This window comes from Methanosarcina acetivorans C2A (assembly GCF_000007345.1).
Classification (GTDB): domain Archaea; phylum Halobacteriota; class Methanosarcinia; order Methanosarcinales; family Methanosarcinaceae; genus Methanosarcina; species Methanosarcina acetivorans.
Genome location: NC_003552.1, coordinates 3,720,876 through 3,742,989, shown reverse-complemented (window position 1 = coordinate 3,742,989; position 22,114 = coordinate 3,720,876). Strand labels below are relative to the sequence as shown.

Below are 22,114 nucleotides of genomic sequence, written 5' to 3'. Positions count from 1 at the left end.
ATCCAATCCGGAATAAAAAAGCAGATATGTTGGTCCGAATATGAAAGTTGCCTGTATCCAGATGGACGTGCTTCAATGCAAGAAGCAAGAAAACCTCGAAAAAGCCCTTTACATGGCCCTCAAAGCCGTTAAGAAAGGAGCCGAGTTAATTGTTTTTCCCGAGGTCTTTACCACAGGTTTTTGCTACGAAGACCTCAACCATGCAGCCGAAAGCCTCCCTTCTCCCACTCTTGAGAACCTTGCATGTTTTTCCGAAGCAAACGACTGTATTATCCTTGGCTCAATTATTCAGAAGGATAGCGGAGAAGCTTACACGGAAGATGATGGAGAAGGCAGTAATGATAAGGGTAGAGATGGTGGAAAAAAAGGTTCTAAAAAAGAAGAAAAGGGGTTTTCCGGAAAAGAAACAGAAATTCCGGGAAGTAAGGCTTTTACGGAAAGGAAAAATTCCACTCTCTACTACAACCTTGGCTTTTGTTTTGAGTCCGGGGTCCTTGCGGGTACCTACCTAAAGACCCACCCTTTCAAAGCCGAAAACGGTTATTTCTCAAAAGGAAGCTCCATAGAGCCCATTTCCCTTAAGAAACAAAATCTGAAAATAGGGCTTGAAATCTGCTATGAACTCCGCTTTCCAGAGGTTGCAAGAAAACTTTCCATTGCCGGATCTGACCTGCTTGTTACCATAGCTGCTTTTCCCAATCCCAGGGCTGAGCACTGGAAAACCCTTGCAAAGGCAAGAGCGATTGAAAATCAGATCCCGCACATCGCCTGCAACAGGACAGGCTCTGTCCCTGACTGCACATACTTCGGAAACTCGATGATTATTGATGCCTGGGGCGAGATAAAAGCTGAAGCAGGCAGCAAGGAGTGCACCATTGTCTGCGACCTTGACCTTACAGGAAAAGAAGAAATTCGAAAGGCTATTCCCGTCTTTGAAGACCGGAGAATTGAGCTTTATTCCGACAATTAGTGCCTTTTCGGAACTTTTTTGAAAAATCATATCAACCTTATTAAGTCTATGTTATTTTTAACTGCGTGCCGCCCGCAATTTGATTGAAACCCGGTTTCTCAGTTCAAATGCGTAAGTTCTTTATTGGAACGATTTAAGGGAAGTAGAAAATTGAAAAATGTTATTACGATTCAGCACACACAATCTGTCCATCATACGAATGGAATGATAGGGGCCTGGACTGACTGGGAATTAACTGCTCTGGGAAAGCAGCAGGCATTTAATATCGGTGAAGCATTGAGAAAAGAAGTAACGGATCAACACTATGTGATGTATGCATCCGATTTATTGCGGACCAAACAAACCGCAGATATCGTAGCTTCCTCACTGGAAATTGTGCCGATTTATAAAAAAGAACTTCGGGAAATTAATTTAGGAAGTGCCACCGGAAAATCAGTTGAGTGGTTACATAAAAATCAGATTAAGCAGGATATGCATATATCTTCTCTGGATTATAAACTCCTGCCAGATGCAGAATCAAAACGAGAGCTATACGATCGACTGCTTCCTTTTTTGCATGAAATACATAATTCTCAGGAAGAAAACATTATAATAGTCTCGCACGGCGGTACATTAAGTATGCTATTTTACATGTGGCATAACCACGATATCAATAATCTGGAAAATACGGAATTTCGGGGCCTACCCGGAGGAGTCTCAGTTTTAAATGAAAATGATAAAGGGGTAAGAATTATACGAAAGTTAAACGATTTATCTTACTTGTCTAACCCCGTTTAATGAAATCTGCTGCAAACTCCGTTTTCTCGAAATTGCAAGAAAAAGGTTCTCCTACAGGCCCTGACCTGTTTGTGATCCCAGCAAAATTTCTCTTTTTCTTCTGTTTTTCTTAATTATCTGCGGCTTTTGAATGTCCAGAAACATGAAAAACTCTAGCGTCGAGTCCGTATCTGGAAAGGTCATCTCCTTCATCAATGCTTATATCAGGTTTAAATCTGCCTGGTTTTAACCGGTCTTATGAATATTCAGTCGTCTAACCCTTAAATACTCTTATCCAGCATCCCTGTGATAAGCTGCAAATCCACTCCTGCTCCACTAATTAGTAAGCGTTCTTTTTTGTTGCCAAGCAATTTCTGTGTCCAGTCAACAAAGCCACCGTCCACAATTTCCACTTCATTTACGCTGAGCTTGAAATTAATTCCCTGATAATAACTATTGTCGATTTCTTCCAGGTTTACTGTAAAATCAATATTGGGATACCTCTCCCGAAGGTGGAGATGGATTCTCTCGATGAAGCCCGTTTTATCGGTATAGCCATTCCTTATGTTAAGAGATACCCGGAACTTATGCCCCAATTTCTCTTCGAAATAGCTTATATAAAACTCCATATGCCTAGCTATTGCTTCCTTTTCGAAGCCATAAGAACCTCTGTCCTTGCCGGAACTGACAAGAGTAAACAGGCTAAAATGAGGGACAAATGCCGTACTCTGAAACATCTGTCCGCGAGTAACCCTGCAGGTTGCGGATAAATGAACCGGACTTTTTGTGTTATCGATGGTTCTGTTTTTTATCCCACTGGCAAGGTATATGGCGAGCATATTGGTGCTGTCTGCAATGAGTTCCAGCCCTCTTGTTGCGGAGATCACGTTGTTCTGGTCAACCTTTGCTATGACAGAGCAGCTTCCTAACAGGCCTGCAGGGGAGAGCAACACAGGTGAAAAACCCGAAGCTTCAGCCATTTCGAGCATCAATAGTTCTACTTGCTTGACTTTAATGGGGTTAAGTCCGGAAGGCTTTACAAACCTGTTGGATTCGTACCTGCTTAAGATATCATTCGGAGTATTTTTGTTCGCCATCTCTTTTGAAAGGGCGAGCAGAAATGTAGTAATCTCTGATTGGGACAGCCTGTTTGTAAGTTCATTTATCAGGTTCTTGTTGCCTGCTTTTTCAAGCACATTTTCAATAATATTTGATTTTTTCATTACCACTCCACTCTTATTACTCCACTTTTATTTCTTGTTCTTTAAAGTGCATTACCTTTCATTCTTTTTTCTCCTGTTTCGGGCATCTCCAGGACAGAAGGTAAGACAACTTTTAAAGCAACTTTTAGGGTAAGACAACTTTTTAGACAACTTTTGGGGTAAGACAATTTTTAAGGCGAGACACCCTTTAAGGTGAGACAACTTTCATAGGCTGTGCAAAAAAGAAGAATTGAGACCCGAAACCTTCAGCTTCCGCAAACCAAACGTTTCCAAAATACGCTTCCTTACAACTTTAAGCTTACAGAAAGGTTCGGTGCGGAGGAAACGCTTTTTAGCGCTTCTACTTTACTCAAACCCTTCACAATCCTTTCCCGTTTTTTTATGCGAAAGGATGTTTTGCGGAGTCCTTTTTGGCCAGTGCTTCTTTAACGGTCGGTTTGTTCCCCATTGCACGGGCTATTGCAAGTTTGGTTGCCTCATAGTTGTATTCGTAGACTTTATCCTTGTCTTTTGCATCCCATTCGATAAAGACCGAAACGATGATAAAAATGTCATCTGCCTGCTCTTCAGGGAGTATTCCGGCAGCTACCGAGTCCATAACAGCTTTTGCAATCGCAGCCTGGGCAGGTCCGAACATCAGGGCAGCCTGTGCTACATTCTTGATCGTTACCTTGTTTACTAGCAGGGTCACAGGTTTTGGCTGGACATTCGGCTCAAGGACAGCAAGAAGAGGGGTATGTCCCTGCCTGGGCATTGCAAGGGAATTCATAAACGCTGTTTCAACAGGTCCGCCTCTTGGCCCGATGATAAGGTCTATATGTGCGATTTCCGGGCCTGTACCGATGAGGGCTTCTCCTATCATGCTTTTTAAAACAGTTTTTACCAAGTTAAACACCTCAAGTCTGTTTCTACAATGGAAAAGTCGTACCAGACCCCTTTCCCGAAGGAAAATTTACTATATTTTGATGATGTTAAGATGGTGGGGGAGGTAGAGAATGAGGCTGTTTCCATATGTAGTGAATAAATTAGCCTGTAATACTCTATAACATACATAAATAATTTGTCCATTCTCTACCTTGCTGCCTGAAACATTTTACCGGGAAAACTCATTCCTGCAACAGAGAGGCTTTTATAAAGGGATAAGGTAGGGGTCCTGAACCCGATCGTGCAGCCCGATAGCAGGAGGTTGGAAGATAAAACGGCATTGGTATTTAATTATAGTTATATATTATGAAAACCTATATTTCTGCATGAACTGCCCAAGATGCAAAAGTTCCAATCACACAAAAAACGGTATAGTTTGTGGACGTCAACGCTACAAATGCCACGATTGTGGATATAACTATTCAGTCGAGCTAAAATCAACTGCTAGTTCTCCTTTAGTTAAGAGACAGGCTTTGCAACTTTATCTTGAGGGATTAGGATTTCGTTCAATAGGACGATTTTTAGGGGTAAGTCATGTTTCTGTCCAAAAATGGATAAAGAAATTTGGTCAGGAGATAGAGGAGCTAAAAAGCGAAAATGAGCTATCTATTGTTGAACTGGATGAGATGCACACTTACATCGGTAACAAAAAAAATATTGCTGGATCTGGATTGCTGTTGATAGAGTTGGGAAAAAATTCATCAACTGCTCTTTTGGTAGCAGAGGAACGAAAACTGGACAACTACTCTGGGAAAAATTAAAGAAGAAAGAGATTGGAGAAGTGATGACTGATCACTGGAGGGCATATGCAGAGTTTATTCCTGAAACCATTCATACTCAATCCAAAGCAGAAACGTATACAGTTGAAGGATATAACGGCATACTAAGGCACTTTCTGGCAAGGTTGAGACGAAAGACAAAGTGTTATACGAAGAGTCTTGAAATGCTAAAGTACTCTGTTCTTCTATTGATGAAAAACAGAAATAAAGAGTTATCTATATTTAATTAAAAATACCGATAAAACATAATTCAGGAGATGAAACATGATTCAGGAGATAACGACACGGTCCCGTAGAAGAGTGCTCCGGGCTTCAAACCCACTTTCGGAAAACAGAATGGCAGAAATTTAGGAAAAAATAGTAATTAAGATTCCTCTCAGAAGGCTCAGAAGGAAATCCCCGAAAGGATCTCAAGCCTTTTGTTCCAGTGGTCGAGCCCTCTTTTTGCCGCATACCAGTCGAAGAAATCACTTTCATCTCCCATGTTTCCGGCTTCGAACTTCGCCTTGAGCTCACTTGAGCTGTACCCGAACTTTGCCTCGAAGTCCTCACAGATTATGGTATACCGCTTGACCTTGTATTTTGCAACATGCTTTTCATGTTCCAGGGCAGAGCGGATAGACTCACATACTTCCTGAGGCGAAAAATCAGTTTCTATATTAAGCGTGAAACTCATATCTATCCTATTAGCAATAGTCTCTGTTTCTATAAAGTAATTATGATAATAAACAATTGGACAGGTTTATTACCCGAAAAATCTCTTTTTCAGCCCTTCCATTTTTATAAACTGTTTCATAACTACCTTATTTTTTATTGTTTCTTCTTATTTTTTATCTTTCTTATTTTTTCTTCTCCGTTATAGCAATCCCTATCAGGAATATTACCATAAACCCGACAAAAACCTTGATGGCTGTGGAAACTCCTGATCAGTCTTTTTCTTTAGCCAGGGGCATGGCTCAGGAAGAAGCGTTCGGCATCTCTTGCCTGCTGTTTATGGAAAGCGCCAGAGGTTCCGACTCTACGGATCCTTCCTCCGTGTACTCTACGGCTTTCTTGCCCGTTATAATTGAAAATGGCGAGAACCCCGGGGTCTTTGATTCAAAATACATGTAATAACTATCTTCTCCCGTTTTACGCGTGGGAAGAGCATTCCGTTTCCTTTCTGAGTACCTGTAGAGGAATACCGTCGGGCCTTCGTTCTCGCTTTCCGTGATCTCGGTCCTTTTTACTCTGAACCCGATAATGGCGTTGGCGATGTTTTCGGGACTTGCAAAGCCCTCATTTTCTACCCAGATGTTCAGGTATTTGTAGATCTGTCCAGAGGGTTCTACCGGGGTCAGAACAGACCTGCCTTTATAGCTGTTCAACTATGGTTGTGACCTTTCCGATGTTTCTCTTTGAATCGAACTTCACGTACATAACAGCAGTGGCATTTTTGGTGAACTCGAACTTTATGCGGTCTCCGATTGTAACGAATTCCTGGGCAAGTTCCTTGACTTCAACATTACTTGCATGCTCGGGAGAACCTCCCCCTCCTCCTGAAGAGGTTCCGCCGGAGCTTCCAGATCCGCTGCTGTCATCTTCCTCCCCGACTTCAATGTAGTCAGTCCAGATCACAGCGTCGTACCCATAGATATTGCTGACATTGAGGGTTGCGGAATAAGTTCCTGAGCCGGTATACTCGTGGCTCGGGTTCTGGGAAGTGGAATTGTCGCCGTCTTCGAAATCCCAGAGCCAGGAAGTAACGTTGCCTGTGGAAGTATCGTTAAACTGAACCGCAAGCGGAGCATACCCTTCCTGAGGAGATACATTAAAGGAAAACACAGGCAACTCTCCCACTGTAATATAGTTCGATTTTATCGTGCTGCCCCTGGCAGTGCCGTTAATGGCGTTCAGGGTGGCAGAATAAGTCCTCTGAGCAGTTACAGATAAAGGGGGTTCTTTTCGGTTGAATCTATTGCTCCATCCGAGTTAAAATCTCATTCCCAGGCTGTGGGAATCCCTGCTGAGTTGTCAGTATACTGTACTGTTAGAGGGGCTTCTCCTGACACCGGAGAAGCTGTAAAATCCGCAGTAACCGTTACGTTTTCACTCTCTGCGGCAGAGCTCAAATCCGAACCCACAAAAACTGATAATATCGGAGATATTAAGAGCCTATCCGAAAAGTGTTGTGACCTACTGTAACTTACCATTAGCAATATGCAAAACCGAAGAGGACGCCCTGCTATTATAGACCTGCTGTAACTTTTCGATCGCATTACCGACTTTTCGGATAGGCACTAAGACTAGAAGTATTAACACCGTTATTTGCTTCAATTAACGCACCCTATTTGCTTTCAGGTTTTCTGCTGACATCTCACTACCCCTTGTCCACTCTGCCTGATATATGAGAGATATCTCTGAGCTGATTTTAGATCCAGGTTTACCTCAAGCTAACATCTACCTTTATTTTAAACTGAAATCCGATGGGTCTTTGTACTGCAAATTTATGTCTTCTGTCATAAACAAGGTCGCTCCATCACTATACCCAAATAAAGTTCTTTCTACTTCCTGGAGAATATTACTTTTTCTAACTTCCTATGGAAAAGTAAATCTCATAAACTATTAAGCTGCCTCTGAGTCTGGAAGACCCTAAGGTTTACTTATAAGACAGAACTCTTCTTCTCTTATGATATATTGCCAATCTTTCTTTACATAAATAAGCTAACATTTTAAATGGAAATTGCTGTCCGAAATACTAAGCTTTTTGATTTAACCTACCCTGGCAGCTTTTTTCCTGATTAAAAACGTCATCTTCCAGGCAGTTGCTTTATTAATGTCTCCGGGCATGGACGACCCTTAACCTAAAGATTTAGCACATACTGTATTCTGTGTATTCAGGGTTGGAAAAACAGATAGTTTCTGAGTTTTTTAAACGTCTTTTTGCCTTTGGTAAGAGTTTATGGCTTAAAGAAAAAGGGAAGTGAGGAAAGACGGTAACAGGGCTTAAGCCTGAGCACTGCAAAGGAAAAATTAGTGGGAGGCAACGGTTAGACAACCAGACAAAAAAGTTATTGATTTTGACCGGTTTGCAGTAATTTATGTCGAGTTAATTCTGTCGAATACGAGTTCAAGAATCTGAAATTCATGCAGGACAGGAAGTTCAAATCTTTTTTATCTGAATTGCTTCTTTTAACATGTGCGAAAAAAGGTCGGTTCCCCACTTAAGGGTTTCAGGTTCGGAACACAGCAGGCTTTCGTGTTCAAAGATTTTCTCTTTGGGGAAAAGCGTGAGTAAAAAAAACCTGTCTGTTACCGTAAAGTCTGCAATTTTGGCGTCCTGCGGGAAGAGAAACACCTTGACATTTTCGTTATTAAGGAAAGTGCACATTTCTTCCCTGAAATCTTTTTCAAACCTCTGGAGCACCGGTTCCGTAAATATCAAAGAAATTTCCACTCCTTTTTTTGCGATTTCCGGGTAGAGAGTGGTAAAAGAAGGGTGGAAATAGGAAGCAAAACCGAGAATATGCGTGGAAAGATGAAGTTTTTCTACGAATTCAGGGTTAAGTTCGAACATATGGCTCACATCCGGAAGGATTAGTTTGCAGTTCTTCAGTTCAAAAAGTCTTTTGCGCAAAAAAGGAGGAATTCCTTCAAGGTTCCTTTTCACCCAGTAGTCAAAGTTTTTCTGCAGAACCTCAAGGGTGTCCAGAAAAGGCGGCATTTGGGCAGCGATCACAAGCCCCATTAGAGAAAGCTCATAATTGTGTCCTTTCTGTACGATAAGGTTACCTTCTTTTAATTTCTTGAGTTGAGGAAGAATTGAAACAGGGTCCGATGAAAGGTATTCCTGAATCTCGGCCATACTCCTGGGCTTATCTTTCAGATAAAGAAGAAGTTTTTTCCTTTTATCGGACAGAAAAACCAGATCTGTTAGTTTGACTTGCTCCCCCATTCCAACACCATTAAAAAAATATTAATGTCAGAACTATGTCAGAACAGTTATTTAAACATTGCTATAAAAGTTAGATACTTTGCGATATGCGGAAAATAATAGGATGAGATAAAAATAAAAAACGAAAAATAGGCAAAATGACAGAAAGACAATTAAAAAAAATTAAGAAAGTATTTTCCAGATCCGGACAAAAAGCTGCAGGAAAGGGTATGGTCCTTCTGGCAAGAGGCATTCTGCCGGTTAGAACCTGACAGCATCAAGGACAGCAAGTCTTTTCTTCCAGTGGTCAAGCCCTTTTTTTGCGGCGTACCAGTCGAAGTATTTTTCATCGTCCATAACAAATTCGCCGGCTTCGAATTTTTGTATGAATTCCGTGGAGATCAGGTCGAACTGGTCTTCATATTCATCGCAGATCATGGCATAGCGGTATACCTTGTATTTCGCAAGATGTTTCTCATGTTCCAGAGCCGAGTGAATAACCTCGCTTGCTTCTTGCAGCGAGTAGTCGGTATCAATCTGCAATGTAAGGTCCATGTTTATCCCATAGAAGATTTGTTGCTGATACTAAAAATGTTGCTGATAGTAAAAATTTATCCTATATCTCTTTTTCTATTTATTAATTAGTTGCATCCTCAAGAGTCTAAAGAATATGTGATGCATGAGGCTAAGATCACAAAAATAAGTATTTTAATCACGCTCATATGATTTAAAAAATTATATGACAGAACTCCCTTCTTTGTTTCCGCTTTCTAAAGAAGCGCAAACAGGTTCTGCTGATCATATTTATCCTGGTCGCTCTGTTTATTCTTGGCATCGTTTTTTAAAAGCAGGCAGCTACGGCTGACAAGAAACATATGGCTAACATGAAAAGTGGCAGATTCGAAAATTGTGTTTGATAAGAACAAAATCCAAAAAAGAAATATCAAAAAATAGGTAAAATAAGATACAGGACAGGTGATAGGTATGTACGCAAGTGTGGATTTGGTTAAATCCACACCGTCATCAGTTCCGAGTTACAAACCGGATTATCCCGGAATTCTCCATGTTCTTATATATGAACGCTGAAGAATATGCAAGCAGCATGAACTTGAAGCCCTGGGCAAAGTCCATCTTCATGAACATCAAAATCATGCCCATGAAGAAGGCAAACTGTATGACACACAGGACCATTCCGGCTGCTGTGAACATTTTCTGACGACTACTATCGCTACTATCACTACTGTCTGAATCATCGGATTCGTCTGACATCTTGTTTCTAACCTCACGAATAAAGGCTCTAAAGAGTGTTTTTTGGTTCTGGTTTCCTTAGTTTTTGTATCTTTTTTGGAATTCGGTTCAGGTAATTTATTTTCAGTTTTCAACCGGCTTAAAAATTAAATAATGCTCCCACTTTTTAAAACGTATAACGTAGCTTGCTTGAAGCCATTAAAACGAGATAAAAAGCTGAAAACTTCAAAAGTTGCATCTGAAGGTTCGTTAGAATTGATCCCTGGGTGCAGCATTACCTGAAAAAACACTCTCCAATTTTAGAGACTTTTATACAATATTACTATTTGAGTGCGATTATATATAAAACTTGCGAGGAAAGGAGGGGTGGTGGTGAGGTTGAAGCTGATTTCTGGTCTTTGGCAGGTTCATATTTCAATTGCCGAGATGATCTTTAAACTTTCGTTCAGGGTATCAAGGCCTTTTTTTACTGCATACCAATCGAAAAAGTCATCGCCGTCTCCAAGCTCACCGGAATCAAATTTTTTCATAGAACGGTCTGAATCCATCCCATACTTTTTCTCGAAATTCTCACAAATACTCGAATACTTTTTTATTTTGTATTTTGCAACACGCTCATTCTGATCAAGCGCTGCACGGATGGCTTCACTTAGCTCCCGGGGTGTGAAATCCCCCTTTATATTAAGAGTGAGAGTCATATCCCTTCCTGCGGCCCACAATAGAGGGAACGTCTACAGGCATAGATACTGTGGACTCAACGATTGTTTTTGTGGAAGATCCCACGAACATGAGTAAAGCAAATTCAGCCATGAATGGCTTCGACAGTGAAGTTTCGGAAATGAACACAAGCCTCGTATATCCGCAGGACATGCTCGACGCTGCAAATGCAACCCTGGGACAGCCTGAAGCCACAACTCCGATACTTGAAGACATGTACAAGATAACAAAGGCAATGGTCACGATTTATGACCACATTTAAGAAGTAACAGGGAGGAGGGGAACCTGCAAGACTTTATGGATTTTTGTGATCGAGTCCCACTTATTCTTTTTTCTTTTTGAGGTTCGGAGAGGTCCTTGTAATTGTGGGCATGAGGTTCTTTTATTTGTGGATATTATCCGGCCGGAGGAGTTGATTTTTGTTGTTTTGTCCCGCGCTGAAGCGCGGCTGGAACATAATTACTTCAAGGAACATAATTACTTCAAGGAACATAATTACTTCAAGGAACATAATTACTTCTAGAAAATAGAAACGCAAATATCGGATTCCATGTAAAAGAAGAGTATCAGAAAATTAAGAGTTTAACACTGAACGACCTATTGAAGACAAAAGTGGAATAGCAACCAACTTTGTGAATTCTCAAATTTGTCACGCGCTGCGTGATGAATTCAGGGTAAGAATATCCTGCAACAGCCAACTTAACAAAATTTTAAATTCGCCAAACACTGCCTGGCGAATTTGATGAAAAGGAAAAATCGTATGTTTGCGGGTCTTTAATGGTGAAAATCGTAATTTTGAAGGAGCTGGGACTTAATGAATGAAGGGCTCTCCAGAGATTTTGAATCAATATATGCCGAAGTAAAAAATATAATAGAACACACAAGAGATAATGTTTACAAAAGTATCAATTCCAATCTGGTGCTTGCCTACTGGAACATAGGCAAAATAATTGTTGAAGAGGAACAGAAAGGGAGCAACAGGGCAGAGTACGGAACATTTCTTATTCAAACACTTGCCGAAAGATTGACTAATGAATTCGGAAAAGGCTTCAACAAGTCGAATTTAAAGTACATGAGAAACTTTTACACAGCATTCCCAATTCGCCAAGCACTGCTTGGCGAATTGTCCTGGACTCACTACAGATTATTAAGCAGCGTAAAAAATGAAGATGCAAGAGGCTTTTATCTTATTGAAACTGCCAAAAACAGATGGAGCACACGGGAACTGGAAAGGCAGATCAATTCCCTGCTCTATGAAAGGCTCGCATTAAGCAAAGACCCTGACGAAGTAAAGAAACTCTCGACCCAGGGCAACCTGATAAAAACCTCAAAAGACCTGATCAAAGATCCCTATGTCCTCGAATTTCTGGGCATAAAGCAGCAGCAAAACTTTTTTGAAAAAGATCTTGAAGCCCTCCTCATCAGCCGCCTTCAGGAATTCCTCCTTGAACTGGGAGCCGGCTTCGCCTTCGTGGAACGTCAAAAAAGGATCACGGTTGACGGAGATCATTACTACATCGACCTTGTTTTTTACAACTACATCCTCAAGTGCTTCGTGTTAATAGACCTCAAACTTGGCAAACTCACCCACCAGGACATAGGCCAGATAGACTTCTACGTCCGGTACTTCGAAAAAGAAGAAAAGCAGCCCGGAGACAACCCCACAATCGGCCTCATCCTCTGCTCAAACAAAAACGAAGCAATGGTAAAGTATACTCTGCTTAACGAAAGCAAGACCCTTTTTGCCTCAAAATACAAACTTTACCTGCCAAGCGAGGAAGAATTGAAGAAAGAACTTACCAGAGAAAGGGAATTGATAGAACAGGAAAAGAGGCTTGCAGATGGAAAATAAAAACGCTGAAGTGCGAATGGGGATAAGAAAACGGAACTGGGAGTGATTCCGGAAGAGTGGGAAATTAAAGGGTTAACTAAAATATCCGATATAATTGATTATAAAGGGGGTCTTGACCTTTACTCACAGCAAGTTCATGGCTTATGTGCCTGCAAATGTTCCTGAATATGACTATCCTCGAATCATACAACCCCTTTTCATCAATTTCTACCACGAAAAAGCGGAAAAGGTTCTCAAACAGAGGGCCAGAAAGTATCTGCTGTATTTTGATGATAAGCCTTCTCTGATAAAGATCCAGACCCTGAAAAACAAGTGGGGAAACTGTTCGAAGACAAATCAGTTGAGATTCAACTGGCGGGTTATTATGGCTAAAATGTCCATAATTGACTATGTGGTTGTCCACGAACTCTGCCATACAAAGTATAAAGACCACTCAAAGGCTTTCTGGAATGAGGTGCAGAAAATCCTTCCGGATTATGAAGAAAGGAAAGCATGGTTAAGAGTTCACGGGGATTTATTGAAGATATGAATGTATGAACAAAATAAATTTGTTTAATTCGGTTATTCTCATCCTACTGAAGTTCATTTTGTCTGTAGCCTTTTTAACTCGGTTCCTGCAATCTTAAAGAATTTATGTGATGTTTTTGTGTGCTGGCTTTTTCTTCCGAATTTTATTTACAGGTATAAATATAAATAAAACTATTATTATTTAATCCTCAAAATTTTATAAAATCAGCAACAGTTTATCCTCATCCAAAAGCTTTTTATAGCAAGTATGGTATTAGACATTGTTGTACACAAATATACACCAGTGATGATTAATGCACGATTCAATCCTCCACATCCTCAATACAACAAAGACCCGGATCCAGAATTTTGGGGCCGACATCCATACGGAAGAAACGCAGCCTCAGTTCCAGAAAAGGGACTTTATCGCAGCTGTTGCAGCTGTAAGGGCAGACGGGCGGATGCCTGTAATTGCGGAAGTCAAACCGGCATCACCGGGGAAGAGTTTCAGGGAAATCCCACCGGCAGAGGCTGCCGAGCTTGCATGGGAGATGGAGGAGGCCGGAGCTGTTGCAATTTCCGTCCTTACCGAACCCGGGGTTTTTCGGGGTTCACTCGAAAACCTGAAACAGGTCAGGAAAACCGTATGTCTGCCTGTGCTCAGAAAGGACTTCATAATTGACAGACGGCAGCTTGAGGAAACGGGAAGTGACCTTATACTCCTGATTGCAGGTATCCTGGGACCGGAGCTCGATGCCTTTGTTGACCTTGCCCTTGAAAAGGGCTTTGAGCCGCTGGTTGAGGTCCACAACAGTGAAGAGCTCGAACTTGCGCTGGAAACCGATACAAAGCTCATCGGGATTAACAACCGGAACTTCGAGACCCTTAAAATCGACCTGGCTACCACAGAAGCACTTGCCCCCCTTATCCGGGAATACGACTTGGACCACGGGACCAGTCACATCATCATAAGCGAGAGCGGGATGAACAGTCCTGCGGATGTAAGGCGCGTGATAGAGGCAGGGGCTGATGCTGTGCTGATAGGGTCTGCACTTATGGAAAGCGACTCTGTTTTTGAGAAAACAAAAGAATTCGTCCAGAGTTTTTGCTGGCGTGAATAACTGCTTTTCTTTGGCTTTTCGGGTTTTTCAGCCTGCAGAAACGAGGTTGAAAAATCAGCTTTCGTTTCAAAACTAAATTCTGTTCATAGATCACAACGAACGAAATCGGGAATCAAAAAATTCAGAATTCAAAACTTTGACTCACGAAATCATGAATCAAGAATCATGAATCAGGACTCAATCAGGATACAAGGGAGTAATCAAATTGACAGAAACTAAAGTTTCAGAATTTCAGCTAAAAGGAAAGTATGGAAAATACGGGGGGCAGTACGTACCCGAAGTCCTAATGCCGGCTCTGGAAGAGCTGGATGTGGGGTATGAGAAGTACAAAAACGACCCCGAATCCCTTGCAGAGCTTGACCACTACCTCAGGGACTTTGCAGGAAGGGAAACGCCCCTTTACTTTGCCCGGAACCTGAGCAAGAAATACGGGACAAAAGTCTATCTCAAGCGGGAAGACCTGGTGCACGGGGGTGCCCACAAGCTCAACAATGCTCTCGGGCAGGCTCTGCTTGCAAAGTTCATGGGAAAGACCAGGCTGATTGCTGAGACCGGGGCAGGGCAGCACGGGACTGCAACAGCCATGGTGGGAGCAACCCTTGGGTTTGAGACCATTGTCTACATGGGAGCAAAAGACATCAAACGCCAGCAGATGAATGCTTACAGGATGGAACTCATGGGGACGGAGGTAAGAGCCGTGGAGACCGGCTCAAAAACCCTCAAGGACGCAATCAACGAGGCAATGCGGGATTGGGTTACCAATATTGAAAACACCCACTACCTGATCGGGTCGGTGGTCGGGCCTCATCCCTATCCCATGATCGTAAGGGACTTCCAGAGCGTGATCGGGAAGGAAGTAAAGGAGCAGGCAATGGAAAAAGAAGGCAGGCTGCCTGATTCTATCATCGCCTGTGCAGGCGGCGGGAGCAATGCCATGGGGACTTTCCATCCCTTTATAGAAGACAGGGAAGTCAAGCTGATTGCCGTAGAAGCCGGGGGAAAAGGGCTGAAGTGCACGGAAAAAGCTGCTCTTCACTCAGCTTCCCTCTGTATCGGAGAAGAAGGAATCCTGCACGGAGCCAGGACAAAGATCCTGCAGGACAAAAACGGACAGATCCTTGAATCAGAATCCGTATCAGCAGGGCTTGACTACTCAGGGGTCGGCCCTGAACTTGCTTACCTTTCGGAAAGCGGCAGGGTTACAGCTCGCTATGTCACAGATGATGAAGCGCTTGACGCTTTTAACGAACTGAGCCGGCTTGAAGGGATCATTCCTGCCCTCGAGTCCTCCCATGCCCTTGCCTACCTGAAAAAAGCCGCAGAGTCAGGAGAACTTGGAGAGTTTGTGGTAGTGAACCTCTCAGGAAGGGGAGATAAAGACCTGGAAACCGTCCTGAGCCTTAGAAGGGGGGTCTGAAATGGCAACTGAACTTAGGGCAACCGAGCATGGAAGGCAAAAAATTTCCGAAAAATTCGACGAGCTGAAGCAGAAAAAAGAAGGTGCCCTCATTGGCTACGTGATGGCAGGAGATCCCTCGGCAGAGGCAACCTTCGGGATTGTAAAAGCCCTGGTAAACGGGGGTGCGGATATAATCGAGCTCGGTTTTCCTTTTTCAGATCCCGTAGCTGACGGGCCGACCATCCAGGCAGCAGGACAGAGGGCACTTGCAGCGGGAATGGATATCGAACACTACTTTGAGCTTGTCAGGGGCCTTGGGGTTGAAGTCCCTCTTGTGTGCATGACCTATTACAACCCGGTATTCAGATACGGCGTGGACAAATTTGTTGAACATGCCGCAGACGCCGGGATAAGCGGACTCATCATCCCGGATATCCCGGTAGAAGAAGCAGCTGACCTGAAGAGCAGCTGTGAAAAGTACGGACTTGACCTGATCTTTCTGGTCGCACCCACAACGACCGATGCAAGGATCCGGAAGATTCTGGAGAGAGGCTCGGGCTTCATCTATCTGGTATCAAGGCTCGGGGTTACGGGGGCCAGAGCGGATGTTTCAGGTTCCACAAAAGAATTGCTTTCCAGGGTAAAAACCGACATTCCGAAAGCCGTGGGGTTCGGGATCTCGACCGGAAAGCAAGCTGCAGAAGTAAGGAAAGCCGGAGCTGATGCTGTAATTGTCGGCTCGGTTTTTGTCAGGATCATCGAAGAAGGAAATGGCGTAAACGAAAAGCTGGAAGCCCTTGCAAGGGAACTCAAATCCGGCATACTTGGAGCAAATTGAAGGAAATTCAAAAGGAGGCAGACGAATGAAAGGAATGAAAGAATACATCAAGAAACTGGAAGAAGGCTCGGATCTGAGTTCGGAAGAAGCCGAAGCCGCAATAGGAGAAATTCTCAGTACAGCTGAAGACGAAGAAATCGGAGCATTCCTCTTAGCTTTGAGGGCAAAAGGAGAAAAGCCGCAGGAGATCGCGGGTTTTGTGCGGGGCATGAAACAAGCCGGAAATACCATCAAACCTGTCACTCCTTTCAGGGTCATTGATACCTGCGGGACAGGAGGAGACGGGCTCAATACGATCAATGTCTCAACAGCAGCTGCAATAGTGACCGCAGCAGCCGGAGTTCCTGTAGCCAAACACGGAAACAGGGCTGCAACCTCAATGTCCGGAAGTTCGGATGTCCTTGAAGCTCTCGGGATCAAAGTGGACCTTACCCCCGGACAGGTCAGGAAGACCATTGAAAAGATAGGGATAGGGTTCATGTTCGCCCCGGTTTTCCACCCTGCAATGAAGCGGGTTGCAGGAGTCAGAAAAAAGCTCGGGGTAAGGACGGTTTTCAATATCCTCGGACCCCTGACAAACCCGGCAGGAGCAAAAGGGCAGGTTGTGGGTGTTTTTGATAAAAAACTCTGTGAGCCGATAGCATATGCCCTTGCCGAGCTTGGGACCGAACATGCCCTTGTGGTGCACGGGGACGGGATGGATGAAATTTCAAACACCGGAGAAACTTTTGTTGCGGAATTAAAAGACGGAGAGGTTTCCACATACACCATCACTCCAGAGGCCATGGGCATGCTGCGGGCAAAGCCCGAAGACATCAAGGGCGGCACTCCGAAAGAAAATGCCCGTGATCTCCTTTGCATCTTTAAGGGACAGAAAGGACCGAAGAGGGACCTTGTTATCCTGAATGCCGCTGCAGCCCTGTACGTAAGCGGGATCGTGGGCTCGATCCGGCAGGCAATTCCGATTGCCGAAGATGCGATTGACAGCGGGAAAGTCATGGTCAAGTTCAACCAGTTTCGAAATTTCACTGCCGAACTTTCCATCCAGGGCAAAAAAGAGGGCTCTTGCCCGGGAGAAGCGTTTCTTGCCTCCTCCGATACATCCGTGTTAAGCCCGGCTTCCGGGGAAAAGGCATGAAAACAAGGCCAAAAACAAGGATAAAAACAAGGGTAAAAATCTGCGGGATCCGCAGTCCGAAAGACATAGAATTTGCAGCCCTCTACGGTGCCGATGCCGTGGGTTTCATCACGGAAGTCCCTGTGGAAAGCCCGAGGAAACTCGATTCAGACACCGCGGCTGCCCTTATTTCAAAAGTCCCGAAATGCCTTGATTCGGTAATGGTAATAATGCCTGAAACTTCCACCTCTGCCCTCGAACTTATCGAGAAAGTAAAGCCGAATATAGTGCAGATCCACTCGGATCTACCCCTTAGCGAACTTAAAGCTGTAAGAGAAAAAGCTGATATTCCAATCATAAAGACCCTTTCCGTGCCCGCCGAGCAGGAGGCTCCCAAACTCCATAACATTGTAACTCGTCTTCTTGAGGAGGTCCGCGAGCTGGAAGAGAGCGGGATTGTGGATAGCGTGCTTCTGGACTCGGGGATTGCCGGAAAAACCGGCGGCACAGGCTGTGTACATGACTGGGACCTGAGCCGGAGAATTGCCGAAGAAACAGAACTTCCCCTGATCCTTGCAGGCGGGCTAAAACCTGAAAACGTGCAGGAAGCTATCAGGTCTGTTTCCCCTTATGCTGTGGACACGGCTTCAGGGGTAGAGACCCAGGGGAAAAAAGATTCTGTGAAAGTCAGGAAGTTTATTGAAGAAGTGAGGTGTACCTATGCTTTCCTTTGATCTTGGAAAAGAAGAATTTCTGGAGCTTGTCTCCGGGCTCGAAAAGCCGGGCCTTGTCCAGCTCTTTGCAAAAGTAGAAGGCTGTTCCCCTGCCTGCTCTCCCCTCGAACTTTACGGAGCCCTGCGGGGTTCAGGGACAACAGGCTACTCTTACCTGCTGGAATCCGTGGAAAAGCAGGAAAGCAGGGCAAGGTACTCTTTTGTTGGAAACGACCCCGATGCCGTGCTGAAAATAAATGACCGAAAAATTTCCCTTGAACTCCTGAACCCGAAAGCTTCTCCTCTCTTTGAAGCGATTTGCACAAAGATGGAGGAAGTCTGCGGCCCGGAAACCGCAGAAAAAGAAAATGAATCAAAGAAAAATGCAGGTCCGGAAAAGTTTACGGCTGCAATTCCCAGAGGAAAAGATGTTTTCGATGCTCTCCGCCTGGCTTTTCCTCCGGCAAACGGGATAGAACTTCTCAATTCCAGGCGTTTTGCGAGGCAGACTTTCCTGGGGGGAGCTATCGGCTATACTGCGTACGACGCAATCTATGACAGCTGGTTAGGAGTCGAGAAGGGCTTTGAGTCCGACATTCCCGACCTTCAGTACCTCCTCGTTTCGAAGAGTTTTGTCCTCGACCACCTGACTGAAGAGGTTTACATAGTTCTCACCCCCTTCGTAAGCCCGGGTTCGGATGCAGAACAGGTGTACGAAGAAGCTCTCTCGGAAGCAGAACGGTTTTACTCCGTAATTAAAAAAGCTACTCAACCGGAAGATGCAGCAAAGGCAGCAGAAGGAATAATTGCATCAGGCACAGATGTTTCCGGTCCGGCAAAAGCCCCAAATTCAAATGTGCAGGTCTGCAGCGTTGATCGGTCGGGATTTGAGGAGTCCGTACTCCAGGCAAAGGAGCATATTTTTGCAGGAGATATTTTCCAGGTCGTCCTTTCCAGGAAATGCGAGTTTAAAATGGAACAGTCTCCTTTCGAGCTTTACATACAGCTCCGGGCAATAAACCCGAGTCCCTACATGTATATCTTTGAGTTTGGGGACCTTGCAATTGTGGGGGCAAGCCCTGAAACCCTGCTGACCGTACACAAACGCACTGTTATAATAAACCCCATTGCAGGCACCTGTCCGAGGGGAAAGTCCGAAGCTGAAGACGAAACCCTGGCTTCACACATGCTCAACGACGAAAAGGAAAGGGCGGAACATGTAATGCTAGTTGACCTCGGACGAAACGATGTCCGGATGGTTTCGGAAAGCGGCTCGGTCAAGGTCTCAGGTTTTATGAAAGTCCTGAAGTATTCCCATGTCCAGCACATCGAAAGCACGGTTTCGGGAACCCTAAGGCCCGAATGTGACCAATTCGATGCCTTCAGGGCGGTATTTCCTGCAGGAACACTTTCAGGGGCTCCGAAAATTCGGGCAATGGAGATTATTTCCGAACGTGAAGCTGTCCCAAGAGGAATTTACGGAGGTGGGGTTGGGTACTACAGCTGGAACGGAGATGCTGATTTTGCAATTGTAATCAGGACCCTGCTTATACAGGGAAGAAAGGCTTCTGTGCAGGCAGGGGCAGGAATTGTTGCGGACTCAGATCCTGCGTATGAGTTCAGGGAAACAGACCGGAAAATGGCAGCAATGCTTACAGCTATCGGCGGAGAAATCCGGGTTGAGAAATGAGCCCGGATCCAGGAAATGGCAAATCCGGGAAACGGCAAATCTGGGAAACGGCGATAAATGAAGATAACTATGGGGGTGAAGTCCGTGGGTAAAAATTTAAAAATTAACAATTCAGGAAAAATGAATTTAATGAAAAGGATTTCAGAGGAAAAAGGAAGTGTAGAGGCAACTCAGGAAACCAAAGCTGCAGGAGGTGTTTTCAGGTGAAAATTGTTTTCATAAATAATAAGGATTCCTTTGTATGGAACCTCGTGGACTACATTTCGTACTTCGAAAAAGATACTCTGGTCCTTCCAAACACGGTTACCCTGGAAGAACTAAGGGAAATAAAGCCTGATGCGCTGGTAATTTCACCCGGGCCCGGGAACCCGTCCGACCCGAAAGACATTGGAAACTGTCTGGAGATTATCCGGGAAATGGGCAGGGAAATTCCTCTTCTTGGAGTCTGTCTAGGACACCAGGCAATCAATGTAGCCTTCGGAGGCCCTGTCAGGAGATGTAAGGTGGGACCGGTACACGGAAAAAGTTCCAGGATCCAGCATACGGAATCTCCGCTCTTTACAACACTTAATGAGCAGTTTGAAGCCGGGCGCTATCACTCCCTGGAGATCGGGGAACCGGCCCCCGGAATAAAGATTACTGCGCGGGCAGAAGACGGAACCATCATGGCAGTTGAACATGAAAAGTACCCTATCTACGGCCTGCAATTCCATCCTGAATCCGTGCTGACCCCCGAAGGATTAAAAATTATAGAAAGATTCCTTGAAATTTCAAAAAATTTTACTAAAAGGCAGCCAGCTGTTTAAAACAGCCAGGAACTTTTTTCTGCCTGACCTTTAATTTTTCCTTTCCAGTAGTTCAGGTTTCAGGTTATTCTTCCTTACCTTCACCTTCTTCTTCAGCTTCTTCTTCGAAGAATTCCTCTTCTGTGAATTCCTCATTGGGCCTGTTGCCCCCATAGCCCGCAGGCTGAAGATTCTGCATATCTGAGAATTGACTTACAGTCTGAGAGATGAGTTGAGGGTATTTTTCGATCTGTTCCCTGGGAACAAACCCGGCTTCTTCGGAAGCTTTTATAATTCCTTCCCTTGCATCCTTTGCTGCGTTGCTCAGATCTTCAAGTTGTTTTTGGCCTGCAAGGTAGGCAATTTCTTCCAGTGACATGGTTGTCCAGAGGGTTACAACTTCCATTCTTTTTTCAACGGCACCTGTTCCGATCATATCAAGAACCTTAACCGCTTTTCCTGCCGACTCCAGCATCGCTGCTTGTGAGGCCCCTTTTCCTATTTCCTGCGCGGCTTTTGAGAAAGACCAGAGGGCATTAGAGAAGTTTTTTTCGATGGAAGGATCCGCAAGAGTACCAATAACTTCTACAGCATTGGATGCAACAGTTTCCATCTGTTTCTGAACGGCTCTGTTGCCTATATTCCTGAGTGAAATCGCAACCCTTTTTAAATCAGTTTCAAAATCTCCGTTGAACAGTTCTTTTCCGAGTTCTCGGAGGTATTCAATATATTGGAGTGCATCATACTCGTTTTGTTCCCTTACTGCCTTTTCTCCAGATTCTCCAAGTTCAATAGCTTTTTGTTCGTTCAATGAGAACATGTTTAAACCCCTTTGCAGTCAAATACTGTAAAAAATGCTGGTTTTAAGAATTAAATTATTTATATAGGAATACTCCGATATTAGTCTTCCTATATTTGTGGAAATTTCTAGAGAGTTTACAGATTTTTATGTTAAAGTTTGGCGCAGGAAAGCAGTCTTTCCCAAAAAGAAGTATAAAGAGGAAAAACAATAGTAAAAAACTGCTGAGGATATCTGCCGGTATCTGACAGATAGATATGACAAAGGAAGATCTAAGGATTAACAAAAATAAACAAAAGGTCAGCAAGGGAAAGAGACCGAAAAAAATTGACGGACATCCGGGAAAAATGGTATTGATATCCTATAAACTGTAGAAAAAACGATTTCCAGAGGTTACAGGAGTATTGTTATCTGGATTGGATAGCGGGTTCAACCCTGCCTGCAGGATGCAGGAAATTAAATATGGGGATTCTTTCAGGATATTCCAAATAATAGTTACCAATTGATAAAAGACTAAATATTAATTTAAAAGTGGGATTGTTTCTTTATACTTAATATTAATGATTTTATAAAGTCATGGGTTTTTATATATGTTTATGTACTCGGTCCTCTGAAAAGGTACCGACCTAATTGATCAAAGCAGATAAACATTTGTATAAATGGAAAAGAGTTATATACATTTCCTGCATAATATATATCATATAATTAAAAAAACTCAACCGGATTCTGGCATATTTACCCGGGTGAGTACAAAAGCAGTGTG

25 protein-coding genes are annotated in these 22,114 nt (G+C 43.7%); 14 read left to right on the top strand and 11 right to left on the bottom strand.

The window, feature by feature from the left end:
- Positions 1–40 precede the first annotated feature (40 nt).
- Together MA_RS15760 and MA_RS15755 are read left to right on the top strand one after the other, a co-directional pair.
- Positions 41–970: a nitrilase-related carbon-nitrogen hydrolase gene (locus tag MA_RS15760; protein ID WP_011022948.1), complete on the top strand. Its 930-nt coding sequence runs from the start codon at positions 41–43 to the stop codon at positions 968–970.
- A gap of 150 nt (positions 971–1,120) precedes the next feature.
- Positions 1,121–1,747, top strand: a complete 627-nt coding sequence (locus MA_RS15755) for a histidine phosphatase family protein (RefSeq protein WP_048065582.1) — start codon at positions 1,121–1,123, stop codon at positions 1,745–1,747.
- Positions 1,748–2,007: 260 nt separating this feature from the next.
- Here MA_RS15755 and MA_RS15750 read toward each other — a convergent pair whose 3' ends face one another.
- Positions 2,008–2,949, bottom strand: coding sequence for a hypothetical protein (locus tag MA_RS15750; RefSeq protein WP_048065581.1), 942 nt, complete (start codon positions 2,947–2,949; stop codon positions 2,008–2,010).
- Between the two features lie 379 nt (positions 2,950–3,328).
- Complete coding sequence (gene fae / locus MA_RS15745) at positions 3,329–3,811, bottom strand: formaldehyde-activating enzyme (RefSeq protein ID WP_048066434.1); 483 nt, start codon at positions 3,809–3,811, stop codon at positions 3,329–3,331.
- A gap of 388 nt (positions 3,812–4,199) precedes the next feature.
- Here fae and MA_RS25760 point away from each other — a divergent pair.
- Positions 4,200–4,882 (top strand): IS1-like element ISMac16 family transposase gene (locus MA_RS25760; RefSeq protein WP_085984852.1). Its coding sequence is split into 2 segments (ribosomal slippage): positions 4,200–4,520 and positions 4,523–4,882, totalling 681 coding nucleotides; the frame shifts between segments, so codons are not numbered across the junction.
- Positions 4,883–5,037: 155 nt separating this feature from the next.
- Here MA_RS25760 and MA_RS15730 read toward each other — a convergent pair.
- From MA_RS15730 to MA_RS24715, 8 genes are all read right to left on the bottom strand, one after another.
- Positions 5,038–5,328, bottom strand: a complete 291-nt coding sequence (locus tag MA_RS15730) for a hypothetical protein (RefSeq protein ID WP_011022943.1) — start codon at positions 5,326–5,328, stop codon at positions 5,038–5,040.
- A 280-nt stretch (positions 5,329–5,608) separates the two neighbouring features.
- On the bottom strand, positions 5,609–6,019 hold the full coding sequence (locus tag MA_RS29485; protein WP_011022942.1) for a PGF-pre-PGF domain-containing protein: 411 nt from the start codon (positions 6,017–6,019) through the stop codon (positions 5,609–5,611).
- Positions 6,006–6,476, bottom strand: coding sequence for a PKD domain-containing protein (locus MA_RS29480; protein ID WP_282678816.1), 471 nt, complete (start codon positions 6,474–6,476; stop codon positions 6,006–6,008). The genes MA_RS29485 and MA_RS29480 overlap by 14 nt, the downstream gene beginning before the upstream one ends.
- 155 nt (positions 6,477–6,631) lie before the next feature.
- Positions 6,632–6,775, bottom strand: a complete 144-nt coding sequence (locus MA_RS28865; RefSeq protein ID WP_226990628.1) for a hypothetical protein — start codon at positions 6,773–6,775, stop codon at positions 6,632–6,634.
- Between the two features lie 1,019 nt (positions 6,776–7,794).
- Positions 7,795–8,586: a helix-turn-helix transcriptional regulator gene (locus tag MA_RS15720; RefSeq protein ID WP_011022940.1), complete on the bottom strand. Its 792-nt coding sequence runs from the start codon at positions 8,584–8,586 to the stop codon at positions 7,795–7,797.
- 240 nt (positions 8,587–8,826) lie between these two features.
- Complete coding sequence (locus tag MA_RS15715) at positions 8,827–9,120, bottom strand: hypothetical protein (protein WP_011022939.1); 294 nt, start codon at positions 9,118–9,120, stop codon at positions 8,827–8,829.
- 468 nt (positions 9,121–9,588) lie between these two features.
- Positions 9,589–9,834 carry a hypothetical protein gene (locus MA_RS15710; RefSeq protein ID WP_011022937.1) on the bottom strand — a complete coding sequence of 82 codons (246 nt, stop codon included), beginning with the start codon at positions 9,832–9,834 and terminating at the stop codon, positions 9,589–9,591.
- A gap of 386 nt (positions 9,835–10,220) precedes the next feature.
- Positions 10,221–10,511, bottom strand: coding sequence for a hypothetical protein (locus MA_RS24715; protein WP_011022936.1), 291 nt, complete (start codon positions 10,509–10,511; stop codon positions 10,221–10,223).
- Positions 10,512–10,600: 89 nt separating this feature from the next.
- Here MA_RS24715 and MA_RS15705 point away from each other — a divergent pair, with 89 nt between their 5' ends.
- The 11 genes from MA_RS15705 (at position 10,601) to MA_RS15660 (ending at position 20,573) form a co-directional block, all read left to right on the top strand.
- The gene (locus MA_RS15705; RefSeq protein ID WP_226990627.1) at positions 10,601–10,792 is read left to right on the top strand and encodes a hypothetical protein; all 192 of its coding nucleotides are present in this window, start codon (positions 10,601–10,603) and stop codon (positions 10,790–10,792) included.
- Between the two features lie 552 nt (positions 10,793–11,344).
- Positions 11,345–12,382, top strand: a complete 1,038-nt coding sequence (locus tag MA_RS15700) for a PDDEXK nuclease domain-containing protein (protein ID WP_011022934.1) — start codon at positions 11,345–11,347, stop codon at positions 12,380–12,382.
- 112 nt (positions 12,383–12,494) lie between these two features.
- On the top strand, positions 12,495–12,911 hold the full coding sequence (locus MA_RS15695) for a M48 family metallopeptidase (protein ID WP_157860276.1): 417 nt from the start codon (positions 12,495–12,497) through the stop codon (positions 12,909–12,911).
- 292 nt (positions 12,912–13,203) lie between these two features.
- Complete coding sequence (locus tag MA_RS15690; RefSeq protein ID WP_011022932.1) at positions 13,204–14,010, top strand: indole-3-glycerol-phosphate synthase; 807 nt, start codon at positions 13,204–13,206, stop codon at positions 14,008–14,010.
- A gap of 205 nt (positions 14,011–14,215) precedes the next feature.
- Complete coding sequence (gene trpB, locus MA_RS15685; RefSeq protein ID WP_011022931.1) at positions 14,216–15,427, top strand: tryptophan synthase subunit beta; 1,212 nt, start codon at positions 14,216–14,218, stop codon at positions 15,425–15,427.
- A gap of 1 nt (position 15,428) precedes the next feature.
- Positions 15,429–16,247, top strand: coding sequence for a tryptophan synthase subunit alpha (gene trpA / locus MA_RS15680; RefSeq protein ID WP_011022930.1), 819 nt, complete (start codon positions 15,429–15,431; stop codon positions 16,245–16,247).
- A gap of 25 nt (positions 16,248–16,272) precedes the next feature.
- Positions 16,273–17,385 carry an anthranilate phosphoribosyltransferase gene (trpD, locus tag MA_RS15675; protein ID WP_011022929.1) on the top strand — a complete coding sequence of 371 codons (1,113 nt, stop codon included), beginning with the start codon at positions 16,273–16,275 and terminating at the stop codon, positions 17,383–17,385.
- Positions 17,382–18,098: a phosphoribosylanthranilate isomerase gene (locus tag MA_RS15670; RefSeq protein ID WP_048065580.1), complete on the top strand. Its 717-nt coding sequence runs from the start codon at positions 17,382–17,384 to the stop codon at positions 18,096–18,098. The genes trpD and MA_RS15670 overlap by 4 nt, the downstream gene beginning before the upstream one ends.
- Positions 18,085–19,767, top strand: a complete 1,683-nt coding sequence (trpE, locus tag MA_RS15665) for an anthranilate synthase component I (protein WP_011022927.1) — start codon at positions 18,085–18,087, stop codon at positions 19,765–19,767. The genes MA_RS15670 and trpE overlap by 14 nt, the downstream gene beginning before the upstream one ends.
- Before the next feature lie 84 nt (positions 19,768–19,851).
- Positions 19,852–19,974, top strand: coding sequence for a hypothetical protein (locus tag MA_RS29475; protein WP_281085278.1), 123 nt, complete (start codon positions 19,852–19,854; stop codon positions 19,972–19,974).
- Positions 19,971–20,573: an aminodeoxychorismate/anthranilate synthase component II gene (locus MA_RS15660; RefSeq protein WP_011022926.1), complete on the top strand. Its 603-nt coding sequence runs from the start codon at positions 19,971–19,973 to the stop codon at positions 20,571–20,573. The genes MA_RS29475 and MA_RS15660 overlap by 4 nt, the downstream gene beginning before the upstream one ends.
- A 64-nt stretch (positions 20,574–20,637) precedes the next feature.
- On the opposite strand, the gene MA_RS15655 is transcribed toward MA_RS15660, so the two are convergent.
- Positions 20,638–21,372 (bottom strand): hypothetical protein, encoded by a 735-nt coding sequence (locus MA_RS15655; protein WP_011022925.1) that lies wholly within the window; start codon positions 21,370–21,372, stop codon positions 20,638–20,640.
- Positions 21,373–22,114: the final 742 nt, after the last annotated feature.

Coding starts and splice junctions, on each gene's coding strand:
- MA_RS15760 (WP_011022948.1), top strand. CDS start 41: ATGAAAGTTGCCTGTATCCAGATGGACGTGCTTCAATGCAAGAAGCAA.
- trpE (WP_011022927.1), top strand. CDS start 18,085: ATGCTTTCCTTTGATCTTGGAAAAGAAGAATTTCTGGAGCTTGTCTCC.
- trpD (WP_011022929.1), top strand. CDS start 16,273: ATGAAAGGAATGAAAGAATACATCAAGAAACTGGAAGAAGGCTCGGAT.
- MA_RS24715 (WP_011022936.1), bottom strand. CDS start 10,511: ATGACTCTCACTCTTAATATAAAGGGGGATTTCACACCCCGGGAGCTA.
- MA_RS15730 (WP_011022943.1), bottom strand. CDS start 5,328: ATGAGTTTCACGCTTAATATAGAAACTGATTTTTCGCCTCAGGAAGTA.
- MA_RS15690 (WP_011022932.1), top strand. CDS start 13,204: ATGCACGATTCAATCCTCCACATCCTCAATACAACAAAGACCCGGATC.
- fae (WP_048066434.1), bottom strand. CDS start 3,811: ATGATAGGAGAAGCCCTCATCGGTACAGGCCCGGAAATCGCACATATA.
- MA_RS15655 (WP_011022925.1), bottom strand. CDS start 21,372: ATGTTCTCATTGAACGAACAAAAAGCTATTGAACTTGGAGAATCTGGA.
- MA_RS15700 (WP_011022934.1), top strand. CDS start 11,345: ATGAATGAAGGGCTCTCCAGAGATTTTGAATCAATATATGCCGAAGTA.
- MA_RS15705 (WP_226990627.1), top strand. CDS start 10,601: ATGAGTAAAGCAAATTCAGCCATGAATGGCTTCGACAGTGAAGTTTCG.
- MA_RS15710 (WP_011022937.1), bottom strand. CDS start 9,834: ATGTCAGACGAATCCGATGATTCAGACAGTAGTGATAGTAGCGATAGT.
- MA_RS15715 (WP_011022939.1), bottom strand. CDS start 9,120: ATGGACCTTACATTGCAGATTGATACCGACTACTCGCTGCAAGAAGCA.
- MA_RS15750 (WP_048065581.1), bottom strand. CDS start 2,949: ATGAAAAAATCAAATATTATTGAAAATGTGCTTGAAAAAGCAGGCAAC.
- MA_RS15720 (WP_011022940.1), bottom strand. CDS start 8,586: ATGGGGGAGCAAGTCAAACTAACAGATCTGGTTTTTCTGTCCGATAAA.
- trpA (WP_011022930.1), top strand. CDS start 15,429: ATGGCAACTGAACTTAGGGCAACCGAGCATGGAAGGCAAAAAATTTCC.
- MA_RS15670 (WP_048065580.1), top strand. CDS start 17,382: ATGAAAACAAGGCCAAAAACAAGGATAAAAACAAGGGTAAAAATCTGC.